Source organism: Bradyrhizobium sp. USDA 223, assembly GCF_044909005.1.
GTDB classification, from domain to species: domain Bacteria; phylum Pseudomonadota; class Alphaproteobacteria; order Rhizobiales; family Xanthobacteraceae; genus Bradyrhizobium; species Bradyrhizobium yuanmingense.
Window position 1 is genome coordinate 4,101,033 of record NZ_JBIYDR010000001.1, and the last position, 12,498, is coordinate 4,113,530.

12 protein-coding genes are annotated in these 12,498 nt (G+C 65.1%); 2 read left to right on the forward strand and 10 right to left on the reverse strand.

What is annotated here, in order from left to right:
- Positions 1 to 157 precede the first annotated feature (157 nt).
- Positions 158 to 1,360 carry an MFS transporter gene (locus ABIA40_RS18910; RefSeq protein ID WP_404542773.1) on the forward strand — a complete coding sequence of 401 codons (1,203 nt, stop codon included), beginning with the start codon at positions 158 to 160 and terminating at the stop codon, positions 1,358 to 1,360.
- Here ABIA40_RS18910 and ccoS read toward each other — a convergent pair.
- The 10 genes from ccoS to ABIA40_RS18960 all read right to left on the reverse strand — a co-directional run bounded on the left by ccoS (position 1,357) and on the right by ABIA40_RS18960 (position 10,758).
- Positions 1,357 to 1,524, reverse strand: coding sequence for a cbb3-type cytochrome oxidase assembly protein CcoS (gene ccoS, locus ABIA40_RS18915; RefSeq protein ID WP_008550618.1), 168 nt, complete (start codon positions 1,522 to 1,524; stop codon positions 1,357 to 1,359). The genes ABIA40_RS18910 and ccoS overlap by 4 nt on opposite strands.
- Entirely contained in the window at positions 1,524 to 3,713 is a 2,190-nt protein-coding gene (locus ABIA40_RS18920; protein WP_404542776.1) for a cation-translocating P-type ATPase, read from the reverse strand. Before ABIA40_RS18920 ends, ccoS begins: the two co-directional genes overlap by 1 nt.
- 11 nt (positions 3,714 to 3,724) lie before the next feature.
- Positions 3,725 to 4,210, reverse strand: a complete 486-nt coding sequence (locus ABIA40_RS18925; RefSeq protein WP_404542779.1) for a FixH family protein — start codon at positions 4,208 to 4,210, stop codon at positions 3,725 to 3,727.
- A gap of 17 nt (positions 4,211 to 4,227) precedes the next feature.
- Complete coding sequence (gene ccoG, locus ABIA40_RS18930) at positions 4,228 to 5,694, reverse strand: cytochrome c oxidase accessory protein CcoG (protein WP_404542782.1); 1,467 nt, start codon at positions 5,692 to 5,694, stop codon at positions 4,228 to 4,230.
- A 110-nt stretch (positions 5,695 to 5,804) separates the two neighbouring features.
- The gene (gene ccoP, locus ABIA40_RS18935) at positions 5,805 to 6,680 is read right to left on the reverse strand and encodes a cytochrome-c oxidase, cbb3-type subunit III (protein WP_404542784.1); all 876 of its coding nucleotides are present in this window, start codon (positions 6,678 to 6,680) and stop codon (positions 5,805 to 5,807) included.
- 6 nt (positions 6,681 to 6,686) lie between these two features.
- The gene (locus ABIA40_RS18940) at positions 6,687 to 6,851 is read right to left on the reverse strand and encodes a cbb3-type cytochrome c oxidase subunit 3 (RefSeq protein WP_025034779.1); all 165 of its coding nucleotides are present in this window, start codon (positions 6,849 to 6,851) and stop codon (positions 6,687 to 6,689) included.
- Between the two features lie 13 nt (positions 6,852 to 6,864).
- Entirely contained in the window at positions 6,865 to 7,599 is a 735-nt protein-coding gene (ccoO, locus tag ABIA40_RS18945) for a cytochrome-c oxidase, cbb3-type subunit II (RefSeq protein ID WP_404542787.1), read from the reverse strand.
- Positions 7,600 to 7,611: 12 nt separating this feature from the next.
- On the reverse strand, positions 7,612 to 9,261 hold the full coding sequence (gene ccoN / locus ABIA40_RS18950; RefSeq protein ID WP_404542790.1) for a cytochrome-c oxidase, cbb3-type subunit I: 1,650 nt from the start codon (positions 9,259 to 9,261) through the stop codon (positions 7,612 to 7,614).
- Between the two features lie 196 nt (positions 9,262 to 9,457).
- On the reverse strand, positions 9,458 to 9,883 hold the full coding sequence (locus ABIA40_RS18955; protein ID WP_271545560.1) for an HPP family protein: 426 nt from the start codon (positions 9,881 to 9,883) through the stop codon (positions 9,458 to 9,460).
- A 41-nt stretch (positions 9,884 to 9,924) separates the two neighbouring features.
- Positions 9,925 to 10,758 carry a universal stress protein gene (locus ABIA40_RS18960; RefSeq protein WP_404542792.1) on the reverse strand — a complete coding sequence of 278 codons (834 nt, stop codon included), beginning with the start codon at positions 10,756 to 10,758 and terminating at the stop codon, positions 9,925 to 9,927.
- Positions 10,759 to 10,978: 220 nt separating this feature from the next.
- Between ABIA40_RS18960 and fixL the strand changes: the two genes are divergently transcribed.
- Entirely contained in the window at positions 10,979 to 12,496 is a 1,518-nt protein-coding gene (gene fixL, locus ABIA40_RS18965) for a sensor protein FixL (RefSeq protein ID WP_404542794.1), read from the forward strand.
- Positions 12,497 to 12,498 lie beyond the last annotated feature (2 nt).

The window sequence follows — 12,498 nt, forward strand, 5'->3', positions numbered from 1 at the left end:
CATCCCTGCCCCCGTCATTCCGGGGCGATACGCAGCATCGAACTACGGTGCGCAATTGCGCACCTGAGAATCTCGAGATTCCGGGTCTGGTGCTCCGGCCCGCGCTTTGCGCGTCCCGTCCGCACCAGCCCGGAATGACAAGTCGAGGTGCCGCGCCATGACCGATCTTTCCGCATCGATCAAACCGACCGCGACGACGATGAATGCACATTCCCCTGGCTTCGCGTTTCGCTCGCTCGTGATCGGCCTCACCGCCTTCCTGACCGTCGTCGATCTCTTCGCGACGCAGGCGATCCTGCCCTCGCTGACCCGGCACTACGGCGTTACACCCGCGGCAATGGGCTTTGCCGTCAACGCCAGCACCTTCGGCATGGCCGCAGCCAGCCTCGTCGTCGGCTTCTTCAGTCCGCGTATCGACCGGCGAACCGGCATCCTGCTGAGCCTGGCCCTGCTTGCGGTTCCGACCAGCCTGCTGGCCGTCGCGCCCAATCTTGCCGTCTTCACCGCATTGCGGGTGACGCAGGGCCTGTGCATGGCGTCGGCCTTCGCGCTCACCCTCGCCTATCTCGGCGAGCAATGCAGCGCCACGGACGCCGGCGGCGCGTTTGCCGCCTACATCACCGGCAATGTCGCCAGCAACCTCGTCGGCCGGCTGATCTCTGCCGCATTGGCCGATGGCCTCGGTCTTGCCTGGAATTTCTATTTCTTCGCGGCGCTCAATCTTGCCGGCGCGGCGCTGGTCTATTTCACCGTGGGCCGCGTGCGGCCGATGCATGCGATGATGCCGGCGGCTTCGCCGCTCGCCGCCACCATCGCGCATTGGCGCAATCCGCAGCTGCGCGCTGCTTTCGGCGTCGGCTTCTGCATCCTGTTCGCCTTTATCGGCACCTTCACCTACGTCAATTTCGTGCTGGTGGGGCCGCCGCTGTCGCTCGGCATGATGGATCTCGGCCTCGTCTATTTCGTCTTCCTGCCGTCGATCGTCACGACGCTTCTGGCCGGGAAGGTGGCCGCGCGGCTGGGAACGCGACCCACGATCTGGGGCGCGCTCGCTGTCGCCGGGCTCGGCCTGCCCTTGATGCTGGCGCCGCGTCTCGGCGAGGTGCTCGCCGGCATGGTCCTGGTCGGGGTCGGCACATTCTTCGCACAAGCCGCTGCGACGGGTTTCGTCGGACAGGCCGCAGCCGACAATCGCGGCATCGCCAGCGGGGCTTATCTCGCGTGTTACTTCTGCGGCGGACTGGTCGGTACGGCCGTGCTCGGGCGCCTGTTCGACGCTTTCGGCTGGCAGGCGTGCATATTCGGCGTGGGCGCGGCGCTCGCGGCCGCAGCTCTGCTTACATTCGCCCTGAAACGCTAGCGTTTCGCCGGCGCTTCTTGCGGCGGCTCGTCGTCAGCGATCGCGCGCCAGGCGGCGCCGTCGAGATCGTCGTACTGGCCGCTCCTGAGCGACCAGAGGAAAGCGACGAGACCGGCACCTCCGAGCATCAGGGCCAGCGGGACCAGGATGACCAGGATCTCCATTATACGATCTCCCGCGAGGCGCTGCGGGCGCGCAGCGAGTTCAGCATCACCAGGATCGACGATCCGCTCATGGCGGCAGCGGCGATCAGCGGCGTCACGACGCCGCTGATCGCAACCGGGACCGCGAGCACATTGTAGCCGATCGCAAGCCAGAGGTTCTGCCGCATCAAATGCAGCGCCTTGCGCGAGGCGTCAATGGCGGCAACCACCGGCGCCAGCGGCCGGCCGAGGAAGACGAGATCGGCGGTGGCCTGGCTGAGATGCGCGGCCGAGATCGGCGACATCGAGACATGGGCCGCCGCAAGCGAGGGCGCATCGTTCATGCCGTCGCCCACCATCAGCACTTTCGCGTCGCGCCGTTTCAGCTCCTCGATCCGCGCGATCTTGTCGGCCGGGGTGACGCCGGTGCGCCACTCGGGGATGTCGAGCGCTTGGGCCGCGGCCTTCACCGCCGGCTCGCGATCGCCCGACAGGATCTCGATGCCGATGTTGCGCGCCTTCAGAGCCGCGATCACCGCCTTGGCATCGGGCCGCAGGCCCTGGCGAACCGAGAGGATGAATCTTTCGCTGCCCTTGCTGAACGCGACGATGGAAGCTTCGGGATCGACCAAGGCGCTGCCGACCAGCGCCTCGGCACCGCAGAAGGAGGGACGGCCGAGGCGAAGCTCGACGCCATCGACGGTCGCGCGGACACCCTGCCCGGCTTCCTCCACCGCACTGAGGATCGGAGACTTCGCAACGGCAGCTTGAGCGACGGCGGCGGCCACGGGGTGATGGCTCGAGAGTGCGAGCCGGCCGGCGAGCTCGAAGATTTCGGCGGGGATGTCGGCGGCATTCATGACTTCGAGCTCGGGCAGCGTCAGCGTGCCGGTCTTGTCGAAGATGACATGATTGGCTTCGGCCAGCCGCTCGATCGCATCGCCCGCATTGAGCAGAACACCGGCCTTGAACATCGCACCCGAGGCGACGGTCTGCACCGTCGGGATTGCGAGCCCGAGCGCGCAGGGACAGGTGATGATCAGCACGGCGACGCCGGTCACGATCGCATCGTGCCAGCTCGCACCGGCGACGACCCAGCCGAGAATGGTCAGAAGCGCGGTCGCATGCACGACCGGCGCATAAAGCCGCGAGGCCCGGTCGGCGAGGCGCATGTAGCGCGAGCGCGCCTGGAGCGCATTGTCGAGCAGCCGCGTGATCTCGGCGAGCAGCGTCGCCTCGGACGCCGCCGAGACCCGCACCCGCAACGTGCCGGAGATGTTCATCGATCCCGCATAGACCGGCGTGCCCTGCTCGGCCGTGACATAGAGCGTCTCGCCGGTGATCAGGCTCTGGTCGATCTCGGAACGGCCTTCGATCACGGTGCCGTCGACCGCGCAGCGCTCGCCGGGCCGGAGCAGCACGATGTCGCCGGGATTGATCGCGGCCACCGGCACCTGCGAGATCTCGTCGGGCCCGACGAACTTCGCCGCCGTCTCCGCCTTCAGCGCGGCGAGATTGCCCGCGACCGCGCGGGTCCGCCGCCGCATGTTCTGGTCGAGGAAGCGGCCGACCAGGAGGAAGGTCAGCAGCATGATCGCCGCGTCGAAATAGGCGTGCTCGGCGTGATGGATGGTCTCGACCACGGACATGCCGAGCGCCAGGATCACGCCGATCGAGATGGGCACGTCCATGTTGGTGGTCTTGGCCGACAGCGCGCGCCAGGCCGAGCGGAAGAACGGCTGGCCGGCATAGGCCGCCGCCGGCAGCGCGATCAGCGCCGACAGCCAGTGGAAGAAATCGCGCTGCTCCGGCAGCATGTCCGAGACGTTGCCGGACCACACCGGGATCGACAGCATCATCACGTTCATGGTGGCGAAGGCGGCGACGCCGAGGCAGCGCAGCAGGAAGCGGGATTCGGCGACCTCGGCGACCTCCGCGCTCTCGGTCTCGAACGGATAGGCCTTGTAGCCGAGCTCCTCGAGGCGATCGATGAAGCGGCCGGGATCGAGCGTACCCGCCTTCCATTCCAGCGCGACGCGGCGGTCGGTGAGGTTGACTCGGGCCAGGGTGACGTCAGGGATCGCCGAGAGCCCGCGCTCGATCTTGGCCATGCAGCCGGCGCAGTGAACGCCCTCGACCGCGAGATCGATGTGACGGAGGCCCTCGCCCGCATCGCGGACGTAATGAGAGAAATCGCGCGTGACCTGCATGACGGAATCCTTCAGTTCAGGATCACGCGGTTGCGCGACATGAACACGCGCGTCCCCCGCGCCTCGCCCTCGATCACCAGGTCCCATTGGCCCGGCGCAACGGACGCCGCATTGCCGCGATAGAGACCGATGCCGGCTTCGCTGAGCTCGACGGCGAGGTCGGCGCGCTTGTCGGTCGGCCGCTCCAGCCGGCCGCCGAACTTCAGCCCGGAGATCGGCTGGCCGCCGGCATCGCGGGCTTCGACCTGGACCGAGGCGCCGCCGTCGTCGCGGCGCTCGATATGGGCGTTGACCTTCCATTTGCGCGCGGCCTGGTCCTGCGCTGCGGAGATCTCGCGCTCGTAGACGAGGCCCGCGGCATAGGGGCTGTCGACGTCGGTGCCGGGCAGCGTCGCGATCGCGAGCTTCATCATGGTCGCGTTGACGCCGATCACGAGGCCGAAGAAGACGAGCAGCATCAGGAAGACTTTGGTTCCGGTCAGCGGCTTGGATGACATGGCGGTCTCCTGATCGCTCAAGGCGAAACGAAATTGTCGGTGGCGGTCGCGGCGACGCCCAGCCCGATGTCCATGACGTGGAAGCGGACCGGAATCGACTTCTCCGGATTATTTTCGGCCGGCGCGGTGACCAGCAGCCGCAGCTCGCTGGTCGCATCGCGCGGGATCACAATGATCGGCCGGTCCGGCGTGGCCGAATCGACGCCGACGACGTGCATCGTCGGGTTCACGGGCCCCTCGACGTCGATGGCGATGGCGCGGTCGTAGCCGCTCTTGTTCAGGAGCCGGACGGTGTAGGCGTTGCGGATCGAGCCGTCGCTGAGCTTGACTGCGACCGGGTTGCGGTCGTGCAGCACGTTGACGTCGAGCAGGCTGCGGGTCGCCAGCGTATAGATCATGAAGCCGCCGACCGCCGCGATGATCGCGCTGTAGGCGATGGTGCGGGCGCGGACGATCCGGTAGATCGGCGCCTTGCCTTCCTGGCGGCGGTGGATGTTGATGTCGTTGTCGTAGCCGATCAACCGCTTCGGCCGGCCGATCTTGGTCATCACGTTGTCGCAGGCATCGATGCAGAGCCCGCATTGGATGCATTCCATCTGCGGTCCGTTGCGGATGTCGATGCCGGTCGGGCAGACCGCCACGCACTGGTAGCAATCGACGCAATCGCCGACCTGCTGGCCGAGGGCGCGCAGCTCGGCGGCCTTCTTCACCGAGGTGCGCTTCTCGCCACGGTCATAGCGATAGGTGACGTTGAGCGCCCATTCGTCGGTGAGCGCGGCCTGGATGCGCGGCCACGGGCACATATAGGTGCAGACCTGCTCGCGCATGAAGCCGGCGAGCAGATAGGTCGTTGCGGTCAGGATGCCGATCCAGACATAGGCGATCATCGGCGCCTGGAAGGTGACGAGCTCCTTCACCAGGGTCGGCGCGTCGTTGAAGTAGAGCACCCAGGCGCCGCCGGTCCACCAGGCGATCAAGAGCCAGATCGAATGCTTGAGCACGATCTCGGAAATGCGCTCGAGCTTCATCGGATCGCTCGAGGCATCCTTCTTCATGCGCTCGCGCCGGTCGCCCTCGATCAGGCGCTCGACCGCGTAGAACAGGTCGGTCCAGACGGTCTGCGGACAGAGATAGCCGCACCAGATCCGGCCGCCGACGGAGTTCATCAGGAACAGCGCCACCGCGGCGACGATCAACAGGCCGGTGAAGTAATAGACCTCCTGCGGCCACAGCTCGATGAAGAAGAAATAGAAGCGGCTGTTGGGAAGATCGATCAGCACCGCCTGGCTCGGCGCCCCGAGACCGCGATTCCAGCGCACGAAGGGCAGGAAGTAGTAGACGCCGAGGCAGAATGCCATCAGGCCCCATTTGATCCGGCGGAACGTGCCCGAGACGCTCTGCGGATAGACCTTCTTGCGGGCTGCGTAGAGCGGCCCGTAATCGTCACCCGATATGAGGTCTTTGGGGTTCACGGTCTTGTTCATCGCCAAAACTTTTCAGGAGGTGCGATTAAACCTAGACCCGACTCCGCCGCGTCAGTTGATCCAGCGCAAACGGAGGCACTTTTGTTGGCCTCCGTTTGCTGCCTGTTCCGCTATTTGCCGCCGCCCAGCGAGTGGACGTAGACCGCCATCGCCTTGATGGTGGCGGGATCGAGCCGGCCTTCCCAGGCCGGCATCACGCCGGCGCGGCCCTGGCCGATGGTCTCGATCAGGCTGGCCTCGTCGAAGCCGTAGAGCCAGATCTTGTCGGTCAGATCAGGTGCGCCCATCTCCTGGTTGCCCTTGCCGGAATCGCCATGGCAGGCGGCGCAATTCTCGGCGAAAATCTTCTGGCCCTTGGCGGCGTCATAGCCGTTGCGGGTCGACAGGCCCGACAGCGACCGCACGTAATTGGCGGCGGTGACGATCTCGTCGCCCTTCAGCACGCCATCCTTACCGAAGGCGAGCATCTGGCCCTCATGGGACTTGGCATGGCCCGACCGCACGCCGAACTGGATGGTCTGCATGATCTGATCGAGCGAGCCGCCCCACAGCCATTCGTCGTCGTTCAGGTTGGGATAGCCCTTGGATCCCGTCGCACCCGTGCCGTGGCAGGGCGCGCAATTGTCGCCGAACACGGTCTTGCCCTTGGCGCGGGCGAGCGCCAGCAGAGCCGGATCCTTCTGAATGTCGGCGAGCGAGGCCGTGCCCAGCGCCGCCATCTTGTCACCCCGGATCTTCTCGAGATTGGCAAGCTCGACCGCGACGTCGGCGCGCGAGGAGTAGCCGAACAGGCCGGTGGTGTTGCTTTGGATCAGCGGCCAGGCCGGATAGACGACCCAGTAGCCGATCGACCAGAGGATGGTGAGATAGAAGGTGATCACCCACCACCGCGGCAGCGGCGTGTTGAGCTCCTTGATGCCGTCCCACTCGTGTCCGGTCGTGGACTTGCCGGAGACGGAATCGATGTCGCTAGAATGATCGGTCATGGTTTCTCACTCCTCCCGCAAGGGCAGGTGCGCTGCCTTGTCGAACGCAGCCTTGTTACGGGGCCAAAATGCGTAGGCGATGATCGCGAGAAAGATCGCGACGAACACCGGTGTCCAGATCGTGGTCACGAGATCGGACGCAAGATTATGGACGGTCAGGATGGCTTTCATCGTTCATGCCTTCTCAGCGAAGATTGGCTTTCTCGTTGTAGATCTTGAAGTCGACCAGCGTGCCGAGCATCTGCAGGTACGCAACCAGCGCGTCCATCTCGGTCGGCGTGCCGGTCTTGCCGTCGAAATTGCGCACGACGGCCTTGGCGTAGCGCTTGGTGAAGGCGTCGCTGCCGGCATTGTCCGGATCGGCCTGGGCCTTCAGGTCGGCGGCGGCATTGGCGAGTTGCTCGTCGCTATAGGGCACCCCTACGGTCCTGAGCGCGCGCATGTCGCCGGCGATCGCATCCGGGTCGATCTCGGCCTTGCCGAGGAACGGATAGCCGGGCATCACGGACTGCGGCACGATCGCGCGCGGGTTGGCCAGATGGGTGACGTGCCATTCGTCGGAATATTTGGCGCCGACGCGGGCGAGGTCCGGGCCGGTGCGCTTGGAGCCCCACTGGAACGGGTGATCGTACATGCTCTCGGCCGCGAGCGAGAAGTGGCCGTAGCGCTCGACCTCGTCGCGCAGGGGGCGAACCATCTGCGAGTGGCAGAGATAGCAGCCCTCGCGGACATAGACGTTGCGCCCCGCCAGCTCGAGCGGCGTGTAGGGCCTGACCCCATCGACCTTCTCGATCGTACTCTTGAGGTAGAACAGCGGGGTGATCTCGACGAGACCACCGACCGCGATCACTAGCAGGATGCCGACAATCAGGATGATCGAGTTCTTTTCGAAGATTTGGTGGCGTGTCCAGAACGACATTGCTTGAGCTCCTCACTCCGCCGGCTGAAGGGCGACGGGCATCTGGACTTCCTGTTCGCCGACGCGAACCGTCATCCAGAGATTGTAGGCCATGATCAGCGAGCCGATCAGGAACAGGCCGCCGCCTGCGGCGCGGATGATGTAGAAGGGATGCATGGCCTCGACGGTCTCGATGAAGGAATATTCGAGGAAGCCGAGCGAGGTGTAGGCGCGCCACATCAGGCCTTGCAGGACGCCGGACACCCACATCGCCGAGATGTAGAGGACGATGCCGAGGGTGGCGACCCAGAAGTGCCAGTTGACGAGCTTGAGGCTGTAGAGGCCCTTGCGGTTCCAGGCCCACGGCACCAGGCAGTACAGCGCGCCGAAGGAGACGAAGCCGACCCAGCCGAGCGCGCCGGAATGCACGTGGCCGATGGTCCAGTCGGTGTAGTGGCTGAGCGAGTTGACCACCTTGATCGACATCATCGGGCCTTCGAAGGTCGACATGCCGTAGAAGGCGACGGAGACGACGAGCATGCGCAGCACGGGATCGGTACGCAGCTTGTCCCAGGCCCCCGACAGCGTCATCAGGCCGTTGATCATGCCGCCCCAGGAGGGCATCCACAGCATGATCGAGAAGGTCATGCCGAGCGTCTGCGTCCAGTCCGGCAGCGCCGTGTAGTGCAGATGGTGGGGACCGGCCCAGATGTAGAGGAAGATCAGCGCCCAGAAGTGGATGATCGACAACCGGTAGGAATAGATCGGCCGCTCGGCGCGCTTCGGAATGAAGTAGTACATGATGGCGAGGAAGCCGGCGGTCAGGAAGAAGCCGACCGCATTGTGGCCGTACCACCATTGGAACATGGCGTCCTGGATGCCGCCCCAGGCGACGTAGGACTTCGAGCCGAACACCGAAACGGGCAGCGCCGGGTTGTTGCCGAGATGCAGCACCGCGATCGTCACGATGAAGGCGAGATAGAACCAGTTCGCAACGAAGATGTGCGGCTCCTTGCGCTTGAAGATGGTGGCAAGGAAGACAAGCAGATAGACGACCCAGACGATGGTCAGCCACAGATCGGCGTACCATTCCGGCTCGGCATATTCCTTTGACTGGGTGACGCCGAGCAGATAGCCGGTGCCGGCGATCAGGATGAAGAAGTTGTAGCCGAGCACGACGAACCACGGCGCGAGGTCGCCGGCAAGGCGCGCGCGGCAGGACTTCTGCACCACGTAGAAAGAGGTCGCGATCAACACGTTGCCGCCGAAGGCGAAGATCACCGCGGAGGTGTGCAGCGGACGCAGGCGGCCGAAGCTGATCCAGGGCAGATCGAAGTTCAGCGCGGGCCAGGCCAGCTGCGAGGCGATGATGAGGCCGACGAGGAATCCGGCAATGCCCCAGAACATCGCCATGAAGGCCGAGAACTTGATCGGTCCCATGCTGTAGTTCGGGCGGCCGTTGATCTCCTGGGCCGGCAGCGCCGCCGGCCGCTCGAAGTAGCGGTTAACGATGAAGAACACCGCAGCGAGGCTGGCCGCCGCGCTGAGCGCAGCGTGGAACGCGAAGGGCGCATCGAGCGCCTTGGCCGAGGCGATCACGCAGAGGAAAGCGGTGACTGCGAATACGACAGCCAAGCCGCTTTCACCGATGGTCATGGATTTTGAGATGGAGGGCTGGCTCATGCGGATTCTCTCTGAAAGAACACGCTGCCAGAAACCACATCCACCCTCGCGGCGAATTGATTGAAATCAAGCTGGATGGATTTCTGTTAATGTGAGCCGATGTGCCGCCAGCTGAGGTGCCTTCCCTCCCCGCGCGCAGGGCCATCGCACGCAGACACCTCCGTGAAATCACGGATTGGAACCAAAGGATCCGTCCTCACTCCCGCGCCGTCGCCTTGAGCGCCGCGATGACGTCCTCGCGCGCGATGATGCCGACCAGCTTCTGTGTGCCGTCGAGCACGATGATGCTCCTGATGCGATGCTCCACCATGATCTGGAGCACGCGTGTCAGCCGCGTGTCGGGGCTGACGTAGATGAACTCGGGCGTCATCACGTCGCCGATCTTGCGGCTCATCAGGTCGTCGTAGCGCGGCAACATCTGGCTCGGCGTGAAGGCGAAGCACTTCAGGATGTCGAACTTGGTGACGATGCCGACCACCTGCCCGTCGTCTTCGACCGGATAGGAATTGAAATCGTCGGTCTCGAACATCTCGCTGAGCTGGAACAAGTCGAGGCCGCGCTGCACCGTCTTGACGTTGCGCGTCATGTAGCCATCGACGGTCTGTTCAAGAAATTGGTACACGGCGCGTCCTCCTCGATTTCCTCAAACTGGCCGGCCGATGGTCAGTGCGACAGCAGCACGCTGCGGACGGTTTGCGTCACCAGATATTGGGTGACGCCTCCGAGGATCAGTTCGCGAAATCTCGAATGACCATAGGCGCCCGCGACGATCAGGCCCGCGCCGGTGTCGCCGGCGACTTTCTCCAACCGCGCGGCAGCGGTTTCGCTTCCTGCGGCCTCGAGGACCCGCGCAGTCGCGGTGATGCCGTGGCGGCCGAGCCAGGCGGCAACGTCGCTGACACCGGCCATCACGGCCGAACGGTCGTCGCCCCGCTCCGGGATTTCCACGATGGTGACGTCCTTCGCCTTGTGCAGCATCGGCAGCGCGCCCGCCACCGCCCGCCGCGCTTCCGGCGTGTCCTTCCACGCCACCAGCACGCTGCGCAGGTCGAGCCAGTTGGCCCGGTGGGGAACGACGAGCAGCGGGCGGCCGGCCTCCATCACCAGGTCCTTGGGGCTCGCCAGCGAGAAAGCATCGGAGAAGGCCGGGCTCTGCCCACCACTAACGACGATGTCGGCGCAACGCGCCTGCGCCGTGACGAAGCGGGCCGGATAATCCATCGCGCTGCGCCACTCCGCATGCCCACCGCGATTTTTCATGGCCGCGCGGAATTGCGCTTCGAGGCCGGCGAGCCGCCGTTTGATCGAAGCTTCGCCCTCGTCGATCAGCGCTTGCGCTTCTGCGCCGTCGGTGAAATAGAGCGGCGGGGTGAACTGCGCCGCAGCCACCCCGACGATGGCCGCTTCGAATCGTTCGGCGAGTTCGCCTGCGACCTGGAGACGTGCTTCGTTGGGCTGATCGAGCGCCAGGCTGACCATGACGGTCGCGTATGTCATCGGGGATCTCCAGCATTACAGAATTTCTTTCGAATCCTAGACCTGTTGCCACGCAACAGGCTGAGATAGATCAAATCCGACGCCTCTGGTGGCCCGCTCTCCCGGCAATGGGGAATTCGCCAGCGGATTCAACGTCCGCGCTTGCCTCAGGCCAAGCCTTGGGCGACATTCCCGGAGCGGTAAAGGCGTCCTGCCGACCCGCCGAGAAGAGGAGCAGAGCTTGGCGCCGACCCGCGTAACCCATCAGGCAGACGATGGTCGGGGCGAGCATTTCCGAGTCCGCATCGAGGGATTCGGCGTCGGCACCTGGGACCTCGACCTGCAGACCCGCGAACTCGAATGGTCGGACATGGCCAGGCGGCTGTTTGGCCTGCAGCCGGACCAGGAGGTGAGCTACGATCTCTTTCTGTCGCTCTTGCAGCCGGGCGATCGGGACCACCTCCTGAAGGCGATCGAGCGCACGTCGGAAGGCGGCGGGGGTCTCGACCTGTCCTTCAAGATCGGGGGCGCATCCGGGAAGGGTCAATGGATCCGGGCCAGGGCCGGCGTGATCCGCGACGATGCGGGCACGCCGCGTCACCTCAGCGGGATATTCCTCGACATCAACGAGGAGAAGCAGCTCGAGGAAGCCCTGCGATCCCAAGAGAATCATCTTCGCTCGATTCTCGAAACCGTGCCCGATGCCATGATCGTCATCGATTCACGCGGCATCATGCAGCTCTTCAGCAGCGCCGCGGAGCGGCTGTTCGGCTACAGCAGGCAGGAAGCGATCGGCCGAAACGTGAGCATTCTCATGCCGGAACCCGATCAGTCGCGTCACGACAGCTATCTCGCGCGCTATCTCAGGACCAATGATGCGCACATCATCGGCATCGGCCGCATCGTGACCGGCAAACGCCGCGACGGCACGACGTTCCCGATGCACCTGTCCGTCGGGAAGACGCAACGCGCGGGCGAGCCCTATTTCACCGGCTTCGTGCGCGACCTCACCGAGCACCAGCAGACCCAGGCGCGGCTCCAGGAGCTGCAATCCGAGCTCGTGCACGTGTCGCGGCTGACCGCGATGGGCGAGATGGCTTCCGCGCTCGCCCACGAGCTCAACCAGCCGCTGGCGGCGATCAGCAATTACATGAAGGGATCGCGGCGCCTCCTCGCCGGCAGCACCGATCCCAACATGCCGAAGGTCGAAAGCGCGCTGGACCGGGCGGCGGAGCAGGCACAGCGCGCCGGCCAGATCATCCGCCGCCTGCGCGACTTCGTCTCCCGCGGCGAGTCCGAGAAGCGGGTCGAGAGCCTGTCCAAGCTGATCGAGGAAGCCGGCGCGCTCGGGCTCGCCGGCGCGCGCGAGCAGAACGTGCAGCTCCGCTTCAGCCTCGATCCGGACGCCGACCTCGTTCTCGCCGACCGGGTGCAGATTCAGCAGGTGCTGGTCAACCTGTTCCGCAACGCGCTCGAAGCGATGGCGCAGTCGCAGCGGCGCGAGCTCGTTGTCGCCAACATCCGTGTCACCGACGGCATGATCGAGGTGGAGGTCTCCGACACCGGCATCGGCTTCCGGGAAGACATCATTCCAAACCTGTTCCAGACCTTCTTCACCACCAAGGACACCGGCATGGGCGTGGGACTCTCCATCAGCCGCTCGATCATCGAGGCCCATGGCGGCCGCATGTGGGCCGAGAGCAACGCAGCGGGCGGAGCGACGTTCCGCTTCACCCTGCCGGCAACCGACGAGAGCTGATC